Raw genomic sequence first — 22,927 nt, 5'->3', positions numbered from 1 at the left:
AACAATGTACTGAAGATAGGTGTTTCAGTACTCTTTCTCATAGATGAATTCAAAATAAAAAAGCCTGCTCCGTTACCGAAGCAGACTTTTCATCAAGGTTAACTGATGGTTAAAACTGTAAGCCATCAAAATTATATTTTAGAGATACCCAGAATGTACGTCCCATTGGTGGAGTTCCCAACTGGTCTACTTTCTCGGTATCAAACACATTATTTACGCTAGCTTGCAGTGCAAGTCCAGTATCCATGATATCAAAACCCAGTGAAAGGTCGAGCTCAAATTTAGAGGGCAACTCTTCCTTATCACTTGTATCTCCATCATCATCCAACAATACATTAGTATTCCAATATCCTGACAGGAATTGGTAACTGTCTTGCCAGCGACCATTAATTTTGACAAACGGCTCGCGGAAGGTGTCGTTATCAAATAGATCTTTAGCCGTAAATCCGCCCTTAATCTTTAACGGGGGCGTATTTAGTGGCAGCTGTGCATCAGTGGTCTCATTGGTAAAATCAACCAACTTAATTGTTGACAGGTTAGCATTCATGCTGTATCGATCGTTGAAATAATAATTTAATCCAAGATCGAAACCCTGTACTTCCGCCTCACCAAAATTGATATAGGTTTGTAAAGCTGTAAAAGTACTACCATCTACCATCACTTGTTCACCATTGCGATATGCTATCGTATTTATACCATCAGCAACAACATCAGTACCAATGAAATTCTTATACCAAGAATAATATCCTACCACATCGATAAAAAGTTTTTCTCCAAAAGCTCCTTTATAGCCTAATTCCATGGAGTTAACTTCTTCCGGTGAAGTGGGATCAATGGTATTTACAACACTGCCTGAAGGATCTTCAATAGTATATCCTTCGGTATTACCGCTAATCAACAATGCATATCCCGGTGCAACAGCACTCAAATCAACCGGTATATAGGCATGACTTTGCAGAATAGTTGGCGTTGTAAATGCTCTGTTATACGTAGCACGAATGTTATGCCCCGGTACGGCCGTATAAACAACCGATCCTTTGGGACTAAACTGCGTATCGTAATCTGTATTGGCATCTACTCGTGCCGCTGCTACCAACTGCAATTTATCAGGCACAACATCGTAATCGAGCTGGGCGTATCCGCCAAACAGCTCCCGACTGATATCCTGCCCTTGCCCATCTTCCAGATAAGTTCCCTGAGACTCCGGCAAGTAGTTACGGTAATTCACTCCCGCTACTAAGTTTAAATCGCCGAACTGGTTGTTATACTGTAATTCAGAGTCATAAATTTCTGTATCATCAATAAAGGCAACACTTTCACGGATACTTTCAATATCAATCTGGTCCAGGGACATACCACTATTAACCATCGCCTGCACAGCAGGTACTACCTGGTTTAGCTGATAACTACCCGCTTTATTCCCGGTTCGTGTAACCTGTGCAAACCAATTGGTATGGCTCACTTGGAATGTCTGATAATCAACCTGCCAATCTTCAATACGATTACGTCCATTACCCGTTAATGAAAATTGATCGGTCGATGACCACCCGTAGGTACCGCTCATTTTCCAATCACCCAATTTGTAATAAAGCGATCCATTAATCTTAGTGGCCCCCACGTCGTAATCTTCAACCACATCGGTTTCAAATACCGTATTTGCCGGGGTTGGTTTTGTTCCTGCCGCTTGATAAAAATGCAGACTATCTTCGCGCTGAGGCTTGAAATCAACAGCCTTCATATACTGCCCGGTAACTTTGTAACCAAAATTCTCGTTTACCGTACCTGCTATTCGATAATTGATATCACGAAGCGACTGATTACCCGCACGTGCCTCGACAGTTACACCGGACTGGTCCCAGGGATCTTTGGTCGTAACGTTAACTACACCCGACCCTGAATTTGGACCATACAGTGCAGCAGCAGGCCCTAACACAACCTCTATGCTTTTTAGATCAATCTTACTTGATGGCAAAAAGTTACCTTGCGGCAATCCTGTACCACCGAGTGTTGCTAATCGACCATCAATTAAAAACAGCATGCGTGTATTAAAGCTGCTGTTAAATCCACGCGCCGAAATCAGCTGCGTATTAATGCCGGCATTGGTATAATTAACCCCTTTTAAATTCGAAAGCGTAGACATAAACGTCGATCCCCCCGAGGTTTCAATATCCTCCAGCGAAACACGCTCAATGGTTGTTGGCGACTCAAGCAGTTTCTCCGGCCTACGCGATCCGGAAACCACTACCTCGTTACCGCGCCAAACCGTCTGCTCCAAACCTATATTAAGCGTAATGGTTTGGCCAGCTTCAATCGTTAGATCATCGCTCTCGAATGTGGCATAACCTAAGTACGTTGCTTTTACGGTATATGTACCCGGCTCAATATCTGTTATTTCATAGACACCGGCCTCATTCGTTGCTGCTCCTTTTGTGGTACCAATCAGAGCAACATTTACACCCGGCATCACCTCACCCGATTCTTGGTCTGTTACCGTACCTTCTATCGTACCTGTATTTTGTGCTGCCGCTCCCATCCCTGAGAACAACAGAAAGCAAAATACTGCTGTTATTGTTTGTATTTTCATAAGTATTCCCCTGTTTGTTGGGATTTATTATTAAGGTTAAACATCCATCTATTTTATTTCTATGGTTATCAAAGTTTTTAAAACTTTCAAATACTACTGCTGAAATTTTTTATTTGCCTTCCGTTTTTGCTGGATATGTTTCAATAGTGCTCGTTTTGTTAAGGCGGGCTTTTCAATAAAGGGCGTATGCCCGCAGTCACTTATTTTCTCACGATAAACCTTTCCTCCCATCGACTGATATTCAGCAAGGCTATACTTAATCTGTGATTCCATCGGCTGTGGAGGGAATTTCTCTTCACCCGGCCAGCCTTCGCGCAATTTCATTTTACCCTGGTATCCCGGATCCGAAAAAGACTCATCCGAAATAATATTGTCGTCCTTGCCATGTATCCACAGCAGTGGCGGCTTGGGTTCGGCATTTGCAAATTCATGCAGCAGCGATTGGTTGTACTTCGGGGAAAGAGCATTCACCGGCCCATACCGGCCCGGAGCAACGCCCGGCCAGTATTTTGATTCTTCATAATCGCCAGGATAATATTTATCCCCGGTATGAATCTGCAGCATCGCCGTAAGAATATCCTCTTCACGATCTGCTTCAAATCCCTGTTTCCAAAAAAGTCGATTCATCATATTTCTGGGCGAATATAATGGATGTTCGTTCGAACGGTCGCCTGCAATAAGTCTATCAGAAAATGCCGAAACAACAATACCTCCACCTGATCCTGAGTAATCGGGATTATTGGCCTTGCCCTGCTCACCGTGAATGCCCCCAAATCCCATCGGTGGACCCGGAGAAATAAGCGTTACCGTTAAAATATCTGCCGCATGACGTGCAATGAGTCCCCAGCAGACAAATCCGCCTAACGAATGACCCACAAGATGAAAAGAAGGAATATCTAATTTTTTTATAAGTGCAGTGATATCATCCAGCCAATCCTCGATACCTCGGGTTGCATCGATAACCTTTTTTTCGGTGTCGCCAAATCCACGCAAATCGGGTGCAACACAATAGAATTCATCCGAAAATTGTAGCATAAACTCCTCCCAAATCGTGGAAGTGCATGTATTACCATGTAAGAATAACATCGGGGTATGCTCCTTACTACCTGCCGTAAGAAGATGCATACGCAACCGGTCGGTCTCCACAAACTGCGACGATATTCCGGGAAGATGGTTAATCTTATTCATGTGATAGTTCCTTAAATTCTTCTTCCAGATCACGCTTCTGGATTTTATTTGAATCTCCAATCGGCAGTGAATCCCTAAAAAAGATATGCTTTGGCATCTGATAACCGGCCAAATACTCCCGGCAATAGCTTTTCAGCTCATCCTTCGTTAAAGAAGCACCATTCTTGAGAACCACAAAAGCGCATCCGGTTTCGCCCCACTGCTCATCGGGCACACCAATGACTGCCACTTGCGCAACCGCATCATGCTCGTAAATAACTTTTTCAACCTGCACCGGATATACATTTTCTCCACCACTGATGTACATCTCTTTCTTACGTCCCACCATATAATAGTAGCCGTCCTCATCGCACCGAAACAGATCCCCGGTATGTACCCAGCCATCATCAAGGGCTTCTTCGGTAGCTTCAGGGTTTTTCCAGTAGCCGGAAAACACATGCGGACCTTTCATCAGCAGTTCGCCTACGTCGCCCTGTGGGACTTCCTCGTTATCATCATCCACAATTTTAACGCCAATATGAAAGTTGGGAAAGCCGACCGATCCTTTTTTGCGAATGGCATCCTCGGCGGGCAATGAGTAGCAATTTGGACCTGCTTCCGTCAATCCATATCCCTGTCGGATGGGAATGCCTTTCTGTTTGTAACGATTAATAATCGGAATGGGACATGACTCTCCGCCACAAATAGCGAAGCGTACACTGCTTACATCCGCCTTATCAAAATTGTCTTCCTCCATCATCATCCGCAGCATGGTGGGAATCCCAAATAAAATAGTGATCCCCTCCTTTTCAATGAGCTCATTGCATTCGTGGGCATCAAATTCTGGCTGCAATACCAGCTTACCGCCGTGATGGATAAGCGGAGTCAACAGTACGTGCCATCCACCGGTGTGATAAAAAGGGGTATTAACAAAAGCACAATCCTGTCCGGTAAGCTCAAGGCTGATTTCAGTATTAATGGAATTCCAGTGAATCTGCCGCCATGAAATCATTGCTCCCTTCGATTTCCCCGTAGTGCCCGAAGTATACAGAATCATCGCAATATCTTCGGCATCTGCCTCATATATTTCAGGATCCGGCTGTGAGCGATCCAAAGCCTTTGTAATCGAATTAATCGAAAGCACATTTACAGCACCTTCTCCAACAAAAGAAAATTCTTCAGAATAGACTATTAAATGAGGATCAGCGTCCTCCAGCAATTCATTGAGCCCTGCTTGTGGCAATCGATAATTCAACGGTACCATTATGATTCCAACCTTGGCACAGGCAAAAAACAAGATTACATATTCTACATTATTTTTTGATACAACCGCCAGTCGGTCTCCAGCCTTCAATCCACATTCCTGCTGCAAGTAACCGGCCAGACGATTTGCTTTTTGATTAAGCTCCCGATACGTATAGCGCTCTCCTGTTTTGGTATCAATCACCGCCTCTTTCTGCGGAGCATATCGTTCTCGTTTTTTTAGCCAGTTATTGTAATTCATAATCTACACCGAAGTTGTTGCTTTCTCTTTGTCACTTCGAAGTTTAATACCTCTGTTTTTTATCGCATAAATGGTAAATCCAACCACTACCGCACTTGTAATTGCCAAAGCCGCCGCTACCGCCGGATTTTCACCATCAGCCTCAGAAAACGGTACGCGAATCTGTCCGTAGTACACTGTAAAATGAACGGTAACAGCTACAAGAGAAGCCCAAATAGGCGCTTCTTTGGGGACATTCTTAAAAAACATACCCATCAAAATAGGTACAAATGCTGCTGAGAAGTAGGCATACACTCCGTTTTGGGCAAAAATGCCTACACTTAATTTTGGATTTACAAGCTGTTGCCATGACAGGATCACTGTTATCACTCCCATGGCTACAATTACAAAGCGATTGTAAACCAGTTTCGCAGGCAAACCAAAAATATCCTTTCCAAAAATCCCTTTGCCGGCCAGCGGTTCAATAATATCATTAGTAATAGAAGTAGAAAGCGATTGTATCAAACTTTCGAGCGTGGATATACCGGCCGAAATCAATCCCAACACAATGATAAGTGCAATAGCTACCGTAAATTCTTTTACTACATAAGCTGATACAATCCCATCCATGGCAAGGTCTTCGCCACCTACCGTTAGGTCGGGGAAACTAATTCGTGCATAAAGCCCGGCAATAACGACCAGAAAAAACAGGAATTGGGTCGTAATGCCCACTACCAAATAGCGATTTACGTCCTCTTCGCGATCTAGGAGAAGCGATTTTGTTAAAATATGCGGCTGACAAACGATGGCAATACCCACAATAAATGGCGCCACAAAAATCTCAAAGTAATCCCGAAACAGAAAGCTGCTATCGTTGGTAAGCTGGGTAAGTTTGGGATCAATCGCATTTAACTTGTTGATGAAACCGGTTACACCATTGCTAAAATGATCGTATCCCGATCCCAGCAACATAATTGCCACAATCACCATAAGTATGGCCTGAATCGTATTAGTATAAACCATTGAATTTGCGCCGCCATACATCATGTATCCAAAAATAAAAATGACAATCCCCAACAAAACGTAAAATTCTCTGATGTTAAGGGTGCTTGCCAATACTTTAGTGAGTCCCACACAAATAAGCACGATAAAAGTAATCAGCAGCAGCGAAAGGAATCCGAACAGAATACCAAAACGCCGACTATCATACATTTTTCGGATCCAATCGGCCATGCTCAAGGCTTTGACATTGGTACCGAAATTCCGAAATCCCTTGGTAAACAGGATAAGCGAGCCCAGCGTTGCCAGTGGAAGTGCCAGTCCCATTGCAATAACGCCGCTAAAACCGTAAAGCGCTATAAAACCCGGATTAATAATAAAGGTAGCGGCACTGGTGATTGAGGCTGCTAATGAAAGTCCAACAGCAGTGGGAGAAAACAATACGCTGCCAAGGGCGTAATCATCCATCTCCTTGGTCTGGCCGGCGCCCCGAATCACAAAATATAGGATAACCGCCGAATAGCAGAGTATCAGAATCCAACCACCTGTTACCATTTCAGATGAAGCTATTTCCATAATCAGTTAACTTTACAACTTAATTGTCATTTCGACTGGAGAGCAGAGTTTTTCTGCTCATAATGGAGAAATCTTTTTGACATTCATTGAGATTTCTCGACTCCATCCCGAATACTCGGGATTACGCTCGAAATGACAGAAAAATTAAATTTCACCATACTTAAATTCCTATTACCATCGGTATGCGCAAGCCCCAAAATGAAGCCCGCCTCCGGAGCCCACAAAAACCAAAATATCTCCTTCTTCAACTGAACCTTCGCGCAGAGCTTTATCAAATACCATAGGAATAGCAGCCGATCCGGTATAGCCGTATTTATCCATAATAGTCGGCGCCGTATCGCGCTGCAACGAGAGATTATCCATCGTCTCCCAAATCTGATTGATGTTAATCTGTGTCATATAAGCACCAGCAATATCATCAGTACTAAATTCTCCTTTTTCCGCTACCGTTCGAATCATATCCGTCCATACCTGGGGATTGATTTCTTTGGGAAACTTTTCAACAAAACGAAGACATTGCATTGCATCTTTATCATCCGTTCGCGCCGCTGGCCTTGCTGCCCCACCACCATAAATGCCCATGTGTTTGTAATATTCTGGCATGGTTCGTAAATCGGAAGCCAAAAATCCCTCATCTTTATTTTCAGCAGGTTCTAAAATTACTGCTCCGGCTCCGTCGGCAAAGAGCGTAACCGTTTTTTTATCATTTAGATCTAAAAAGCGACTCATCCCATAGGCGCCCATCACCATCACTTTTTTGTACACCGTATCGGTCACCATCATGCTATTGGCCAAAGTAAGCGCCGTGGGAAATCCCGCACAGGCGGTATTAGTATCCATTGAAGTGGCATTGGTTAATCCCAGCTTTTGCTGGACTACCGATGCTGTTGAAGGCGAAATAAAATCGGGGGTATCGGTGGCAATGATAAGCAAGTCAATATCTTCTTCGGCCAATCCTGCCATCTCCAAAGCAGCTTTTCCCGCTTCTACACACAAGTCGCTAGTTGATTGATCTTCCTCCATCCATCGACGTTCTTCGATAGTAAGATTTTCGCGCAGCCAGGTATCCACATCTTCCCCCAGTTGCTCATTAAACCATTCATTTTTAATGACGCGCTCGGGCGCATACGAACCGCTTGCAATAATCTTAGAATGTGCCATTAAAATACGAGCCCCCCATCCACTTGAAGTACCGTTCCAGTGATAAACGCTGCCTGCTCAGAGGCCAGAAAAACATACGCCGAGGCAATGTCTTCCGGTTTACCAAGGCGTCCCAGGGGCGTCTGCCCTTTTAATTTTTCCAACACTTTGTCTGGCACGGTATTTACCATCGGGGTTTCAATAAATCCGGGTGCCACTGCATTTACACGGATTCCTTTTCGTCCCAATTCACGAGCCCATGTTTTCGTAAGACCAATAACCCCCGATTTGGTTGCCACGTAATTACTTTGTCCAAAATTACCGTACACCCCGACAACCGAACTGGCATTGAGGATAACACCCGATTCTTGTTCCCGCATCAGCTCAGCTGCCGCCTTACCACAGTAAAACACTCCATTCAAATTAACATCAACAACCTGCTGCCATTCTTCGGGACTCATTTTCTTGAGCGTAGCATCGCGGGTTATTCCGGCATTATTGATCAGTATATCTAACTGTCCCCACCGTTCCTTAAGATCATTCATTGCTTGTTTTACTGCATCAAAATCAGTGACATCAACTTCTTCAAAGTGAACTTGGTGACCCTCATCAGTCCATTCATTCACCAGCTTTTCGCCGGTTTCTTTATCCATATCCCACAGCTCAACCTGGGCACCGTTATCTAAAAATTGCCGGGCTGTTTCACGACCAATGCCACCGGCACCGCCCGTAATCAATACAACTTTACCTGTAAAATCTGCCATAGTCTATTTACTGTTTAAAAAATTTAGAATCTCCGTATTTACAATTTCTGGCTGCTCAAAGTGTACAAAGTGTCCTGCCTTATCGATCATCTTTAGCTGGCTATTTGGCAATTGCTTATGTCCCGACTCCGCCACTTTTTCTGTACTTAAATTGCCGTGGAACTGTCGGTTAGGAATCAACATATCCTGCTTGCCAAAGATAATAAGTGCCTGCTTATCAATATCTGACAACTCCTCAAATACAGGTCCGTCTAACATTGCCTGCACCGATTCGGCATAGGCGCGCGCATAACCGTCAAAATTTTCTGCTGATCGAATAGCCACCCGATCTTCTATCATAAACTGTGCCTCCTTTGGGAAATCGAAAAACGTAGCTCTAAACGTCTGACGAATAAGTGAATCTGGAGTAGCCTTAATAGATCGGGGTGTTACAAAATTTCGCATCATCGCCCCTTCCTGCTCCGTAAACGTTTCAAATCCGGCTGGAGCCAATAATACGAGTTTGCTAATTTTATCCGGATAATCCAGCGCTGCCCGCAACGCAATTTGACTGCCCATGGAATGACCGGCCCAAGTTGCTTTTTCAATCCCTAATGAATCCTGTAGATCAGCTACAGTTTTAGCAAAAAACGAAATAGAATATGCATCAACATCTTTGGTTGATTTGCCAAAACCGGGCAAGTCCAATGCGATAACACGATATTTTTCAGTCAGCGCCGGAATCGTCCGTTTCCAAGCAGGAATGTAGCTTCCCAGTCCGTGAATAAGAATAATAGCCTCCCCTTCGCCTATATCAACATAAGCTACCTTTTGCCCTTCCTCTAACTGTTGGTACTGGACGGAATACGGATAATTAAGATCAGAAAATTGGGTTACCTGAGCCTGTAGTACTCTTGCATTGGTTACAAAAGCTACAACCAATATCCCTAAAATGGCCGATATGATCCGCTTATTAGTCATTAGAAATTAATTTATTAAATATTTGAAAAGTTCCAAACGTTAATTGCTAAAAAAATTATTCGGTTAGTTCCTCATGCTTTTCTTCCCACGCTTCAACAAATTTTTTGTTGTACTCATCCATCAGCTCGTAAAAGGATTTCATCAGCTTCATCTGCTGTTTAATAAAGTCAGCATTCTCTGAATCCATTGATTGAGCCATTGAAAGATATTTTTCAGCAATATCTATATTATTCTGCATCTTATTTATTTGATTGGCATAGGCCTTGCCAAAAATATCATCAGCTGCCTGATAATAATCTTTACGGTCGCCCGGAATCCAGACCTTCTCAATCAGTCCCCGCTCCTTAAGGCGCCGGCAAATCTGTGAAATGGGCCCTTTGCTCATTTCAAGCTGTTCAACAATATCATCCAGCGATTGGGGCTCTTTGGATATAATGAGAAGCCCCACAATACGACCCATTAATGGGTTCAAGCCAAAATTGCTATATCCCTCAGCAAAATCAGCTACAATTTGTTGAGTTAAGTCTATATTCTTTTCCATAAATATTTTAGATGATTACTGCTGCGTAAAAAAGTTGCAATACTATAATTTGAAACTTTTGAAATTTTTGCAAACCGAATGAGACTTATTTTGTTAGAATTTATTTCCCTTTCAGATTTTTTGTCAGCCCTCAGGTAGTTGCTATTCATTTTTTTCTTTCTAACATTGTGCAAAATAAATTGTAGGGATACCGAACAAAGGTACACAAACTCGTAATTCAGTAACGAGGGAATTACTATCAAATTAAATAAAAATATCACCTTATCACTGCTGGCACTAACCTTCTTTCTGATAGGGCTTTTGAGCATCTCTACGGGGGTATTTAATGGTATAGATCGGATGATCCTCGACTATAAGTTCCGATATTTTCAACAAGAAGATCCGAATAAAAAAATTGTACTGGTGGCCATCGATGAAAAAAGCCTTTCCTACTTTAATAGCAATGGCATGTACTGGCCCTGGCCCAGAGAGTTTTATCAGATTATAACGGATTATTTTCATGAGTCAGGAGCCGAACTAATTGTTTATGATATTCTTTTTGATACCCCTGATTTTGATCGCCGAAACTTGTCAGGAGCAATGAGTGATCAACGTTTTTTGCAATCTCTTCAAAAAAGCGATAAAGGGATTCTGGCTTTTAAATCGACTGCTAAAGAAGATTCTGCTGTCGAGTTCTCCAGGAACAACGAACCATTAATTAAACATTACCACATAAAAAACAATCCATCCTATCAAGAGCCACACCTTTTAACGTCGAAGCCCCTTGATAAATTTGTCAAAGCAGCGGAGGGACTGGGAAACACCGTTATGAGTCCAGATAAAGATGGACTTATCCGTTCTGTTCACCTTTTTGACAGTTTAGCCCACAAGGGCTTTGTCCCCACACTTTCGATGGCCGCCTATTTAGAAATGCAACCAGATTCTGTTTCTCTCGAATGGATCAACAACGGGCTCCGCGTTGGAAAACAGAACATCCCCCTGCAAAACAATGGCGACTACCTGATTAATTGGTACAAAAAAGGAGGCGTTAAGGATGGTACATTTCCCTATTATTCATTTCAGGCTATCGTGAAAAGTGCGATTCAAAAAATGCGCAATCCCGATGCTAACGTATCTGTTCCACCATCGGCACTTGAAGATAAAATTATTATTGTTGGAGCTTCCGCAGCCGGACTGGGTGATATTAAAAGTACGCCCATGAGTTCGCTGGAACCTTTCCCCGGCATGGAAATCCAGGCTACGCTCTTAAACAATTTGATAGGTAACAATTTTGTTACCCAACCTCCTACTTGGATATCGATATTAATTCTCCTGTTGATTTCTATTGGCATTCCCTTCGCTGTTGCATATTCCCGACCTGCTAAAGGTGCCGCTATAATTTTAGGAATTTTATTTTTAATCATTGGGATGGGTTTAACACTTTTCATTTATGAGCGCATCTGGTTTTCGACCGGACTCTTCCTTGTTATCGCAACTATTGCTTACAGTGGTTCGGCGGCTTATAAATACTTCGCCGAGGAGAAAGCAAAAGAAAGAGATTCGGTCAGCCTTTGGTCAATACGTACAACCAGAATTTGTAGAACAACTTATTGCCCAGCCCGATCTACTGAAATTGGGCGGACAGAAAAAACGGTTAACCGTTCTATTTTCTGATATTGCAGGCTTTACATCTATTTCAGAGAAAAAAGAACCCGAGGAACTGGTCTCTTTTCTAAATGAATATCTCGGGGCGATGACCGACATTATTTTCGAGCATTCCGGTACCGTAGATAAATACATTGGTGATGCTGTAATGGCATTCTGGGGAGCCCCTATCAGCCAAGAAAATCATGCGGAGCTGGCTTGCCGGAGCACTTTAAAAATGATGCAAAAGGTCAAAGAATTGGCACCACAGGAGACCAATATTCGTTCGCGATTCGGTATCGCTACTGGTGATATGATTGTCGGGAATATCGGTTCCTACAATCGATTTAATTACACCGTACTGGGAGACACCGTAAACCTGGCAGCTCGCCTCGAGGCGGCAAATAAAATGTTTGGGAGCAGCATTATGATTGCCGAACACACTTACCAAGAAGTCAAAGATATATTCTATGCCCGCCAACTTGATTTCCTGATTGTAAAGGGTAAAACAAAACCGGTTCGCGTGTATGAACTGATGGGAGAGCGATCAGATCCCAAAACAGCAGAACTCGAAAAAATCATTTCAACATATCAAAAAGGATTAGATCATTATCTAAATAGAGCGTGGGATAAAGCTATCAAGCAATTTCAGGAGGTACTGTCCTTAAAACCAGAAGACGGACCTTCTGAAACCTATATTGAGAGATGTCAAAAATTTAAAGAAAACCCTCCAGCAAAAGATTGGGAAGGTGTTTTTCACCTGAAAACGAAATAGGGAAAATTATGGCACGTAAATACATCTTATTTTCACTGCTTATACTATTCATTACTGGAATTGCAGCATTCGTTGAAAAGACTGAAAACCTTACTGTCAAAAATACTGTTGACATGCGGAACGGGCCCGGATCGTATTATAAACTTATCCTGCGTCTGAATGCAGGAGCCAAAATTGCCAAAATTGACAAACAGCAACAGTGGTTAAAGGTCAAAGCACATAAAAAAGAAGGCTGGATCCCAGAACGGGCAACCTATGTAGAAACAAATAAAAAACAGATGTCTCCCGATCAGGATGAGGTCACTTCAGAAGCACAAACGGCTTTTGACCAACTTGAGAGCAAAAAAGACAGTACGAAACAAGATCCATACGCCTCACCGGCCCAGGTTGCGGCAGCAGTTAAGGGCTTTGCTACCGACTTCACCTCAAGTAAAACCGGCAAAAAAGAAAGTGCTATTCTCGATGATTTCAATAATTTTGTTGACCCGGATGAGTACCGTGAATTTCGAAATTTCAGACTCCAACACTGGAACTGGCAAAAAGCTCAGGATCGATTTGAAATAGATCCTGACAAGGTACCTGAATTAAACCCACTAGAAGAACGAGCGGGATGGGGGATCGCTAATGTTATTGCTCAACAAGGATTGGTAAAAAACAAGGAACTGCAACAGTACCTAACGCATATTGCCTTGGTCCTGGCAGAAAATTCTCATCGTTACGAAACACCGGCAAGAGTTTATATTCTCGATACCAGCGAAATAACAGGATATGCATCTCCCAATGGTATCATATTCGTTTCAAAAGGAGCATTACAAATCATGCGAAGCGAAACTGAATTTGCCTTCTTTGTTGGTCATGAATTAGCTCATATTGTGCATAATCACGGCATTAAGGAAAGCAATAAGCGAGAAACTAAAATTAAAGCAGAGGAGGGCTTTGAAGAACTCGATCAAGAGTTAGGTAATCGAAAAGCAAAATATGAAGAAACAGAAGAGAACCTCACCCAGCTGGCTAACGAAATGTATGAATATACGATCAAAGATCGGCTTGAGGAATATGAATTCTCAGCAGACTACTGGGGTATCATCTATATGTATCGCGCAGGATATAATCCAGCGGGTGCACTCAATCTGCTAAAACGAATTCGTAGCAACCAAGGCGACTTTAAAGACAGAATTGGTCATGCCAAATGGAAGGGAGCCTCACTGCGCGACCGTATTATCAGAATTAATAGCCAAACCGAGGACTTTAACCTGCCCCAAAACTTTGGCCATGATTATCAGTCCACCTTCCAACAAAAAGTGAGTACGCTGGATAATTAACTCCGCTTTTCTACCAGCTTTTTGAGCTCCGAAACCAGCATCAACGATTCGATAGGTGTCATTCGGTTTGGATCGCAGGCTTCAAGCTTATCAATGAGTTGTTCGGTATTGGGATCGAGCTGCGCCTGAAACAGCGACGGCTGCGTAATCTGATCCTGTTTCTCCATCTCTTTAGCAGCTTTTTTAACAGCAGCCTTCTTTTTCTTGGCCCCCTCTTCGAGCGTACCATTGCTATCAGTAAGATCCAAGCTGTGACTTTCGAGATTCGAGAGAATTTCTTTGGCACGTTCAATCACAATAGAAGGCAAGCCTGCCATATCAGCTACTTGAATACCATAGCTGTGATCGGCCCCGCCGCGCACCAGTTTCCGCAAGAAAATCACTTTATCGTCGTGCTCTTTCACCGACACATTATAATTCACAATATGATCGTACATATTTTCGAGCTCGTTTAGCTCGTGATAATGCGTAGCAAATAGCGTTTTAGCCGCTACTGACGGTTGGTTATGAAGATACTCGGCCAGCGCCCAGGCAATACTTAACCCATCAAAAGTGCTTGTACCACGTCCCACCTCATCTAATAAAATCAAGGAATTTCGAGTAGCGTTATTGAGAATATTTGCCGCTTCATTCATCTCTACGAGGAAGGTACTTTCGCCCGCCGCCAGGTTATCCGATGCTCCCACGCGGGTAAAGATTTTATCCACCAAACCAATATGCGCTTCCTCGGCCGGGACAAAGCAGCCGATTTGAGCCAAAAGCACAATCAACCCTGTCTGACGTAAAATGATACTCTTCCCCGCCATATTGGGACCGGTAATAATCAGGATCTGCTCATCCTCATTTTCAACATGAATATCGTTGGGGATAAACGGATCTCCCGGCGGAAGCGTTTTCTCCACTACCGGGTGACGTCCTTTCGTAATATCAATTTTTTGATCATCGGCAATGGCTGGCTTGCAGTAATTATTATGGTAGGCGACCTCTGCAAAACTCTGCAGGCAATCCAGCTCAGCTATCGCTTGCGCCACCTGCTGTATATCCTCGGCATATTCTGCAATCTCGACACGCAACTCCTCAAAAAGATCATATTCCAGGCTTTTACTCTGTTCTTCGGAAGACAAAATACGCTCCTCAACTTCCTTGAGATCAGGCGTAATATAGCGCTCGGAATTCACCAGCGTTTGTTTTCGAATAAAATGCTCAGGTACTTTCTCTGCATGGGTATTCGTTACCTCAATGTAATATCCATACACTTTATTATATCCGATTTTAAGTGAATCAATACCCGTTTCCTCGGCTAGCTCATTTTTTATATCGGCAATGTAGTCCTTGCCATTGCGTGCAATATTTCGAAGTTCATCCAATTCCTCATTATAGCCATCCTTAAAAATATCCCCGTCGCGCAAGCTGGTAGGCGGTTCTTCGGCAATAGCTTCTTCAATCTTTTCCTGTACCTCAATAAGCAGCTTCATGCGCTCCAGAATATCGTTAAGCAGATACTCATCGAGGTGATTAAACTGAGATTTAAGAATGGGGGTCTGCGCCAGCGAGTCTTTCAGCTTCACCAAATCACGGGGATTCGCACGTCCTACACAAATGCGCGAAATAAGTCGCTCAAGGTCACCTACCTTTTCAAGCTCTTCGCGCACTTTATCCCGCACATCGTGATTTACATTCAGTGATTCTACCGCATTCAATCGAGCACGAATAGGCTTCATTTGCTTCAGCGGACGCATGATCCATTTGCGTAGCATTCGCCCTCCCATGGCCGTAGCAGTATCATCCAGAATGGAGATTAACGTACCCTCGCTGCTCCCTCCTTCCTGTATCGTCGTAGTGAGCTCAAGGTTTCGCTTCGTCGAGCCGTCAAGCGACATAAAATCATTGCTCTCAAACTTCTGAATCCGCTTGATATGACCCAGTGAGGCTTTCTGCGTTTCCTGTATATAATGCATCAGCGCACCGGCCGCCACATGGGCCACCTCCAAATCCTCGACGCCAAAACCTTTGAGTGAATGTGTCTCAAAATGATCCGTCAACAAATTATATCCATAATCGCCCTCGTATACCCACTCCTCGATAAAGGTCATGTTATAATCGAGCAAAAACTCGGGCACATTGTTCTTTAGATTCTGGGGCAACAGCAACTCCGCCGGAGCAATAGACTGCATCAGGTCATCGAGCCGATCTTTGGCAACCTGACTTACCGAAAATTCTCCCGTTGATACATCTGCAAAAGCTGCACCGGCTGTTTTACCGTCCCAATAAACGGCCGCAGCATAATTATTCCGCTTGTGTTCCAGTAGTTTTTCCGACATCGTTACACCGGGCGTCGTAATCTCGGTCACCTCCCGGTTCACAATCTTGCGTCCTGCTTCCTTAGCCTCAGACGGATTTTCAACCTGTTCACAAACCGCCACCCGATATCCTTTCTTTACCAATTTGGGCAGATACGTATCAAGTGCATGATGAGGAAATCCCGCCATCGGGGTCTGATCGCCCCCGTTATTTCGTTTCGTAAGCGTAATGCCCAATTCTTTACTGACCAGTTCCGCATCATCAGCAAAGCACTCATAAAAGTCCCCCACTCGAAAAAGCAATATAGCGCCCTCATGTTCTTCCTTTATTTCGTGATACTGGCGCATCAGCGGGGTTAGCGATTTGGATTTAGTACTCATTTACAAGCAGTTATTTTTGTGCTTAAAATTTAATTTTGTAAAGTACGATAACTTTTGACCAAATTAGGTTAGCATAACAAAAGCGAACAGTGTAACTTTCGCAATCTTATTAATTAGTTTTCACTGATCAGTGCAGAAGTATAAGGATTTCTGGCGGCTCATCGTAAAATTGGTAAAAAAGAAAGATGTGTTTTTTAACGCATCTGCCATCACCTTTAATATCTTTATTTGTGCTATCCCATTTATACTGCTGATGATTTCGATCATCGGTTATATTCTTTCCTACGAAAAAGCTTTTGCCGAAATATTGCGCTATGGGCATGAACTATTTCCAAGTTTTACCTACGAATCGCGCAGTGGTGATGTATTTCGCGGTGCCGTAACGCTTGAAACGCTCCTCGAACCCCTTATCGGAGCACGACGTATCTTCGGTATTGTAGGTACTGTTATATTGGTCTTTTTCTCCCAGGGCTTTTTCCATACCCTTAAACACGTTGTCTTTGATATCTATGAGTTTGAAGACCGGCGCCATCCCATTCTCGAAATGGTTTATAACTTTTTCACTTTTGGATTAGTGGGAGGTGCTTTCCTGTTTTTCAGCCTTGGTATTTCGCTGGTATCCCTGGTATCAATCGATCAGTTTTCGCTACCATACACCGATATTGTTTTTGAACTTAGTTGGGTATATGAGTTTCTCAATCTGCTGATTCCTATTCTGTTTACGCTTATCTTGTTTTACATCATCTTTCGATATATCAGCGAAAAACGAATGAAGCCACAAGTAGCTTTGCTGGCAACGGTAGTATATACGGCCCTCTTCGAAGTTGCTAAAATGGGAGTAGGTTTATACCTGGATTATGCTCTAAGCTCCTATCGCTATTTTTATCAGGGATATACTATTCTGGTTATTATTGGCGTTTGGGCTTTCTATTCAGCTGCCCTATTTGTTTTTACCACCATTATCGCCAAATCATATCAAGAAGTATTTCTGGAAGATACGAGTAGCCAGGAAAACCCATACACGACGATCTCCTAAGGATGAGCAATCCAAAGCTTTCACTATCATTTTATCAGCGGCAAGATGTGGTATCCGTAGCCCAAGAACTTATCGGCAAGGTATTGTGCACCCAAATTGATAATGCTCCCCTGACCAGCGGAATTATCACCGAAACCGAAGCCTACTGCGGTCGAGGTGATAAAGCATGTCATGCCAACAATGGCACCCGAACAGATCGAACCGAAACAATGTATCGCGCAGGTGGTATTTCCTATATCTACCTGTGCTACGGTATCCATCACCTGTTTAATGTAGTGACAAATGTAGAAGGTAAAGCTGATGCTGTTCTTATTCGTGCTATTCAGCCACTCGATGGAAAAAATGTAATGCTTCACCGCCGCAGTAAACAAGAAATTAACCCTTCACTAACCGCAGGTCCGGGAAGATTAACGCAAGCTCTGGGCATCACTACAGAATTGGATGGGACAACGCTTACAGAAAATAAAATATGGATAGAAGATCGGGAGATAGGTTTTTCTGCATCCTCTCTGGTAGCAACTGAACGCGTAGGGGTGGATTACGCCGGGGAAGATGCGAAGCTACCGTGGCGTTTTTATCCCCAAGAAAGTAAATGGGTGAGCCAAAAATAGAAAAGCCTGCCTCGCTAAGCGAAACAGGCTTTAAAATGTACTATCAAAAAAGAGCGTTAGTTCTGATCGCTTTGCTGCTGTTCTTGTGTGATTTGACGATAGCGTTTAACTACCTCAGGATTTGATTGCAATGCCTTTACAATAGCTTGAAACCGCTGTGGCTGGAGTCCATTTTTCTCCATTGCGTTCATGATTTCTTTTTGCTGAACTTTCATCAATTTCGGCTGGACTTCATCAATTGTTTTCTGCTCTTGGTCTGTAACATCCGCAGAATCAGATTGAGGATTTCTTTGCTTCATCATAATCTCTTGAAATCGCTTGGGATCCATTTCCTTGTCAGCTAACAACGAGTCAATCTTTTCGTCAATTTTTGCATTTACATCGCTGGTAACAGCAGCAAATTTTTTCAGTTCTTCATTAGTGATACTGTCTGCCTGCGTTTGCTGCATTTTCTGTTGCATGGGATTGCCTTGCGCAAAAACCGAACCGGCCATTAAAAGAAAACCAAGTACAAAAGCCGCGGATTGTTTAAAAAACTTCATAAATTTTATTGAATGATTTAAAATTAAATAGATCTTGCTTTGAATTAAGCTCTGTTAAGATAGAGATTATTTATTCCGAATTAAAATAACCTATCAGCTCATATATTGAGCTAAATACCTTAGCCATAGTTAAGAGCTTGAATGTTGGCAACGCATACTTTCGAACGATATTCTATTTAAATTAAATTTTTACCTTTAGAATTATTCAAGTGATAAGAATCTGGCATTTATAGCCACAATAACGGTACTTAACGACATCAGTACCGCACCAACAGCCGGACTCAAAATAATGCCATAACTCACCAATACACCCGCTGCTAATGGGATGGCAAACGCATTGTATCCCGTAGCCCAAAATAGGTTTTGGATCATTTTTCGATAGGTCGATTTAGCCAGCTGAATCACCGCAGCTACATCATTTGGATCACTTTCAGTAAGAATAATATCCGCCGTTTCTACAGCTACATCCGATCCCGCGCCAATAGCGATACCCACATCGGCCTGGGCCAAGGCCGGTGCATCATTAACCCCGTCTCCCGTCATCGCTACTTTTAGCCCGCGCTCCTGCACTTCTTTTATTTTATCGGCTTTTTCCTCAGGAAGCACCTCGGCAAAAAACTCTTCGAGTCCCAGCTTATCTGCCACAAATGCAGCAGTCTGTTTATTATCACCGGTAAGCATCATGCAGCGAACTCCCATATCGTTAAGCTTTTTGATGGCTTCGTACGAACTTGCTCGTATCTGATCGCCAAGTGCTATAGCTCCTTTCAACTCATCATCCACAATAACAAACACCACAGTTTTTCCTTCTTCAGAAAGCTTCTCGTACTTTTCCCTCGGCAATTGCATGTTTTGCTCTTCTACATAGCCGGGACTTACAACAAATACCTGCTTCCCGTTTACTTTTCCTTTGATGCCTTTGCCTGTAATCGAATCAAAGTTTTCAATATTATACGTTTCATCGACGGCTTCTAAAATCCCCTCCGCCAGCGGATGCTCGGAGTTTTGTTCCACAGAGGCCGCCAGTTTTAAAAGCTCTTCTTCATTATACAAATCACTAAATGTGAGTACATCGGTAACTCCGAACTCCCCTTTCGTAAGGGTGCCTGTCTTATCAAAAATAAGGGCATCAACACTGCGGGATTGTTCAAATGCAGCACGGTTGCGAATTAAAAATCCATTTTGAGCAGCAAGTGACGTTGAAACCGCCACAACTAAAGGTACGGCTAATCCCAAGGCGTGTGGACAGGTAATCACCATGACAGTAACAGTACGCTCGAGGGCAAAAATGAAGTTTTCCGACGAAAAATACGTCCATCCAAAGAAGGTCAATGCTCCGGCTCCCAAAGCAATAAGCGTGAGCCAAAAAGCGGCACGATTCGCCAGATCCTGGGTGCGTGACTTACTTTCCTGCGCCTGTCTTACCAACTCAATGACCTGAGAGAGAAAGGAATCATCGCCCGTTTTCTCCACTTTAATAGTAAGCGATCCCTGACCATTTACCGATCCTCCGATCACTTCATCGCCCTCTTTTTTTGACACCGGCTTGGATTCCCCTGTCATCAGCGATTCATTCACAGACGAGCTTCCCTCTACTACATGGCCATCAGCCGGTACTTTTTCACCGGGCTTTATTAATACCTGATCACCCACCTCCAGTTCTTCCAGAGGGATATCTTCCGTTTCCCCTTCATCAGTAATACGATGCGCCTCTCCCGGCATCAGCTTTGCCAACTCTTCGAGGGCACGGGAAGCACTCATCACCGAGCGCATTTCTATCCAGTGGCCCACCAGCATGATATCCACCAGTGTAGCCAGCTCCCAGAAAAAGACTTCGCCCTCAACGCCAAAAACCACCACCGAGCTATAGACATACGCCACGGTAATTGCCAGACCGATGAGCGTCATCATACCCGGCTCCTTTTTGCCCAATTCATCATATAATCCCTTAAGGAAAGGCCAGCCGCCATAGAAAAACACAAACGACGACAGCACAAATGAGATATACAAATCGCCCTCAAATTGCAGGCTATCCCCAAGGCCCAGAAATCCCTGAATCATGTGCGAAAGCGCAAGGATGGGAATCGTAACAATTAGCGATATCCAAAACCGCCGCTTAAAATCTTTGGCCATCTGTTTGTGGTGATCGTGATGGCCGTGCCCGTCCTGAGATTTCCCGGTATTGCCTTGATGATGCTCGTGATCTTGTTCCATAATCTTATCCGTCTACCTTTTATTTACTTTTCGATATTACCTTTTCAGTACTACCACAGCCCGGCATCTGCTGTCCCATATAGGGATTCGATATTGCTTTTTTATCATCCAACCAATATGCGCCCTCTTGGTTTTGTGCCATGGGACAATATTGCCAATATAACTCCTTGGTATCAAATCCCTGATTTTCCACAGCCTTCACAAGTTGATTCGATATTTCTGCAAATGATTCTCTGAGCTTATCAATTGTTTTCGCTTCAGAGGCATTATTTACCGCTTCAACCATTGCAGCGTGGTGCTTTTGATGCATGTCCGAATGCTCGGGATGTTCATTCATCTCCTTGCTTTCTGTCACTTCTTTTTTAAATGCTTCGAGATGATTTTTGGCCTCCTTAAAACGATCATTTGCTAACGCTTCTTTCATTGCAAGATAGTTATCAATGAGTTCAGATAAATGTTCGGAGTGCTGGTGATCGCTGGTATCTGTTGTTGCTTCCTCATGACTCTGGTTGTCCATCTCTGACGATTCGCCACTTCTATTCATCTCCTCCATCGATCCGTGATTGTGTCCCGCCGGTTTTGTACCATCGGGATTTCTATTCATCATGCTTGCTTTACCCGCCAGTTGTGCAGCACTGTCAATTTTGAAATTGCCGTTAGTAACCACCTCTTCTCCGACTTTTACTCCGGATTTAACGACATACTGATCTCCAACACGGGCCCCGAGCTCAACCTCCCGAAATTCAAAAACAGGCTGACCATCCACCCTCTTATATACATACACCACCGATCGTTCACCGGTCCATAATACCGCTGATTTTGGGATGAGCGTCTGCTCTTTGCCACCCGAAATTTCTGATGACACAACACCTTCTGCAAGCATCTGTGGCTTCAATCGTCTATCAGGATTAGCAGCCTCTGCACGAACGGTGGCCGTTCGCGACTGCGGATCCAAAGTGGGATCGATATAGGTGATCTCGGCTTCAAATGTTTCCCCGGGATAGGCTTCAACCGTAAACGTAACCTTATTCCCTTCAGCCAAACCGACAAGATCACTTTCATAAGCCTCAAAGGTCACCCAAACCTTTGAAAGGTTCGCGATTTCATACATTACCGTACCCTCCATCACGTGATCCTGCTCAGAGATATTTCTTTTTAGCACATACCCCTCGGCAGGTGATACAATATCAAGCTCATTGATAACCTTGCCGCTGTTCTCAATTTTTTGAATCTCTTCCTCAGGCAACTCCCAAAGCTCCAGCTTTCTTCGCGTGGACTGATACAGAGCAGGATTGCTCTTCTTGTGCTTTCGCGTTTCAAGAAGCTCTCGCTGGGCTGACAAAAGTTGCGGGGAATAGATCGAAGCCAAACGCTCTCCTTTCTGAATCCGTGCTCCGGTGTAATCCACATAGAGCTGAGTGATACGACCCGGAAAATGGGCTGTCACATTTGATACGCGTCGCTCGTCAACAGCAATTTTACCGGGCATACGAACTTTCTTAACTGCAACATCTTTTATGACTTCTGTCGTCTGAACCTCCGCCAGTCGGGCAGCAGCTTCGGTCATTTTTAACTCATAATTACTTGCTTCGGAGCCCTGCTCGGAACCTTCTTCATCGGCCGGAATAAGCTCCATCCCGCAAATGGGACAATTGCCCGGTTCCGATTGCCTTACGCTGGGATGCATACTGCAGGTATACACCACTTCGCCCTGCTCATTGGTATGAGCTTCTTTAACGTGCTCATCCATGCTTTGCGGCTGATCGGCGGATGATCCGCCAAAAAACAGCCATCCTAACAGGAGTCCGATAACTAATATTCCTGCTGATCTTCCAATTTGATTAATGTTAGGTGATTTCATGATTTCAGATTTTAGTATTTGGTAATAAGTCTTGCCTTGTGAGTAACA

17 protein-coding genes are annotated in these 22,927 nt (G+C 43.6%); 5 read left to right on the top strand and 12 right to left on the bottom strand.

Annotation, left to right across the window (positions count from 1 at the left end):
- Nucleotides 1-109: 109 nt before the first annotated feature.
- The 8 genes from U5J89_RS09940 to U5J89_RS09905 form a co-directional block, all read right to left on the bottom strand.
- On the bottom strand, nucleotides 110-2,584 hold the full coding sequence (locus U5J89_RS09940) for a TonB-dependent receptor (protein WP_322575472.1): 2,475 nt from the start codon (nucleotides 2,582-2,584) through the stop codon (nucleotides 110-112).
- Nucleotides 2,585-2,677: 93 nt separating this feature from the next.
- Entirely contained in the window at nucleotides 2,678-3,772 is a 1,095-nt protein-coding gene (locus tag U5J89_RS09935; RefSeq protein ID WP_322575471.1) for an alpha/beta hydrolase, read from the bottom strand.
- Nucleotides 3,765-5,255, bottom strand: a complete 1,491-nt coding sequence (locus tag U5J89_RS09930) for a long-chain fatty acid--CoA ligase (protein WP_322575470.1) — start codon at nucleotides 5,253-5,255, stop codon at nucleotides 3,765-3,767. The genes U5J89_RS09935 and U5J89_RS09930 overlap by 8 nt, the downstream gene beginning before the upstream one ends.
- Nucleotides 5,256-5,258: 3 nt before the next feature.
- Nucleotides 5,259-6,809 carry a sodium/pantothenate symporter gene (locus tag U5J89_RS09925; protein ID WP_322575469.1) on the bottom strand — a complete coding sequence of 517 codons (1,551 nt, stop codon included), beginning with the start codon at nucleotides 6,807-6,809 and terminating at the stop codon, nucleotides 5,259-5,261.
- A gap of 171 nt (nucleotides 6,810-6,980) precedes the next feature.
- A complete protein-coding gene (locus U5J89_RS09920; RefSeq protein WP_322575468.1) occupies nucleotides 6,981-7,970 on the bottom strand; it encodes a ketoacyl-ACP synthase III in 990 nt (329 codons plus the stop codon).
- Entirely contained in the window at nucleotides 7,970-8,713 is a 744-nt protein-coding gene (fabG, locus tag U5J89_RS09915) for a 3-oxoacyl-ACP reductase FabG (protein WP_322575467.1), read from the bottom strand. Before fabG ends, U5J89_RS09920 begins: the two co-directional genes overlap by 1 nt.
- 3 nt (nucleotides 8,714-8,716) lie before the next feature.
- A complete protein-coding gene (locus U5J89_RS09910) occupies nucleotides 8,717-9,673 on the bottom strand; it encodes an alpha/beta fold hydrolase (protein ID WP_322575466.1) in 957 nt (318 codons plus the stop codon).
- A gap of 55 nt (nucleotides 9,674-9,728) precedes the next feature.
- Entirely contained in the window at nucleotides 9,729-10,214 is a 486-nt protein-coding gene (locus U5J89_RS09905) for a GbsR/MarR family transcriptional regulator (RefSeq protein WP_322575465.1), read from the bottom strand.
- 300 nt (nucleotides 10,215-10,514) lie between these two features.
- On the opposite strand from U5J89_RS09905, the gene U5J89_RS09900 reads away from it, so the two are divergent.
- From U5J89_RS09900 to U5J89_RS09890, 3 genes are read left to right on the top strand one after another with little or no spacing between them, the layout of a single operon-like run.
- Nucleotides 10,515-11,867 (top strand): CHASE2 domain-containing protein, encoded by a 1,353-nt coding sequence (locus U5J89_RS09900; protein WP_322575464.1) that lies wholly within the window; start codon nucleotides 10,515-10,517, stop codon nucleotides 11,865-11,867.
- Complete coding sequence (locus tag U5J89_RS09895) at nucleotides 11,827-12,612, top strand: adenylate/guanylate cyclase domain-containing protein (protein ID WP_322575463.1); 786 nt, start codon at nucleotides 11,827-11,829, stop codon at nucleotides 12,610-12,612. Before U5J89_RS09900 ends, U5J89_RS09895 begins: the two co-directional genes overlap by 41 nt.
- An 8-nt stretch (nucleotides 12,613-12,620) precedes the next feature.
- Nucleotides 12,621-13,934 carry a M48 family metalloprotease gene (locus U5J89_RS09890; RefSeq protein ID WP_322575462.1) on the top strand — a complete coding sequence of 438 codons (1,314 nt, stop codon included), beginning with the start codon at nucleotides 12,621-12,623 and terminating at the stop codon, nucleotides 13,932-13,934.
- On the opposite strand, the gene mutS is transcribed toward U5J89_RS09890, so the two are convergent.
- Complete coding sequence (mutS, locus tag U5J89_RS09885; RefSeq protein ID WP_322575461.1) at nucleotides 13,931-16,615, bottom strand: DNA mismatch repair protein MutS; 2,685 nt, start codon at nucleotides 16,613-16,615, stop codon at nucleotides 13,931-13,933. The two genes, U5J89_RS09890 and mutS, sit on opposite strands and share 4 nt — an antisense overlap.
- 130 nt (nucleotides 16,616-16,745) lie before the next feature.
- On the opposite strand from mutS, the gene U5J89_RS09880 reads away from it, so the two are divergent.
- Together U5J89_RS09880 and U5J89_RS09875 are read left to right on the top strand one after the other, a co-directional pair.
- Nucleotides 16,746-17,651, top strand: a complete 906-nt coding sequence (locus tag U5J89_RS09880) for a YihY/virulence factor BrkB family protein (RefSeq protein WP_322575460.1) — start codon at nucleotides 16,746-16,748, stop codon at nucleotides 17,649-17,651.
- Nucleotides 17,652-17,653: 2 nt separating this feature from the next.
- Nucleotides 17,654-18,262, top strand: coding sequence for a DNA-3-methyladenine glycosylase (locus tag U5J89_RS09875; RefSeq protein ID WP_322575459.1), 609 nt, complete (start codon nucleotides 17,654-17,656; stop codon nucleotides 18,260-18,262).
- Between the two features lie 56 nt (nucleotides 18,263-18,318).
- Here U5J89_RS09875 and U5J89_RS09870 read toward each other — a convergent pair whose 3' ends face one another.
- The 3 genes from U5J89_RS09870 to U5J89_RS09860 form a co-directional block, all read right to left on the bottom strand.
- Entirely contained in the window at nucleotides 18,319-18,804 is a 486-nt protein-coding gene (locus tag U5J89_RS09870) for a DUF4168 domain-containing protein (RefSeq protein WP_322575458.1), read from the bottom strand.
- A gap of 201 nt (nucleotides 18,805-19,005) precedes the next feature.
- The gene (locus U5J89_RS09865) at nucleotides 19,006-21,018 is read right to left on the bottom strand and encodes a copper-translocating P-type ATPase (RefSeq protein WP_322575457.1); all 2,013 of its coding nucleotides are present in this window, start codon (nucleotides 21,016-21,018) and stop codon (nucleotides 19,006-19,008) included.
- Nucleotides 21,019-21,037: 19 nt separating this feature from the next.
- Nucleotides 21,038-22,879 (bottom strand): efflux RND transporter periplasmic adaptor subunit, encoded by a 1,842-nt coding sequence (locus U5J89_RS09860; protein ID WP_322575456.1) that lies wholly within the window; start codon nucleotides 22,877-22,879, stop codon nucleotides 21,038-21,040.
- Nucleotides 22,880-22,927 lie beyond the last annotated feature (48 nt).

This window comes from Fodinibius sp., from assembly GCF_034521915.1.
Lineage (GTDB): Bacteria > Bacteroidota > Rhodothermia > Balneolales > Balneolaceae > Fodinibius.
Note: the sequence above shows the minus strand (reverse complement) of the source record. Positions and strands in the feature narration are given on the sequence as shown.

Coding starts and splice junctions, on each gene's coding strand:
- U5J89_RS09860 (WP_322575456.1), bottom strand. CDS start 22,879: ATGAAATCACCTAACATTAATCAAATTGGAAGATCAGCAGGAATATTA.
- U5J89_RS09870 (WP_322575458.1), bottom strand. CDS start 18,804: ATGAAGTTTTTTAAACAATCCGCGGCTTTTGTACTTGGTTTTCTTTTA.
- U5J89_RS09930 (WP_322575470.1), bottom strand. CDS start 5,255: ATGAATTACAATAACTGGCTAAAAAAACGAGAACGATATGCTCCGCAG.
- U5J89_RS09920 (WP_322575468.1), bottom strand. CDS start 7,970: ATGGCACATTCTAAGATTATTGCAAGCGGTTCGTATGCGCCCGAGCGC.
- U5J89_RS09905 (WP_322575465.1), bottom strand. CDS start 10,214: ATGGAAAAGAATATAGACTTAACTCAACAAATTGTAGCTGATTTTGCT.
- U5J89_RS09890 (WP_322575462.1), top strand. CDS start 12,621: ATGGCACGTAAATACATCTTATTTTCACTGCTTATACTATTCATTACT.
- U5J89_RS09925 (WP_322575469.1), bottom strand. CDS start 6,809: ATGGAAATAGCTTCATCTGAAATGGTAACAGGTGGTTGGATTCTGATA.
- mutS (WP_322575461.1), bottom strand. CDS start 16,615: ATGAGTACTAAATCCAAATCGCTAACCCCGCTGATGCGCCAGTATCAC.
- U5J89_RS09865 (WP_322575457.1), bottom strand. CDS start 21,018: ATGGAACAAGATCACGAGCATCATCAAGGCAATACCGGGAAATCTCAG.
- U5J89_RS09875 (WP_322575459.1), top strand. CDS start 17,654: ATGAGCAATCCAAAGCTTTCACTATCATTTTATCAGCGGCAAGATGTG.
- fabG (WP_322575467.1), bottom strand. CDS start 8,713: ATGGCAGATTTTACAGGTAAAGTTGTATTGATTACGGGCGGTGCCGGT.
- U5J89_RS09940 (WP_322575472.1), bottom strand. CDS start 2,584: ATGAAAATACAAACAATAACAGCAGTATTTTGCTTTCTGTTGTTCTCA.
- U5J89_RS09910 (WP_322575466.1), bottom strand. CDS start 9,673: ATGACTAATAAGCGGATCATATCGGCCATTTTAGGGATATTGGTTGTA.
- U5J89_RS09935 (WP_322575471.1), bottom strand. CDS start 3,772: ATGAATAAGATTAACCATCTTCCCGGAATATCGTCGCAGTTTGTGGAG.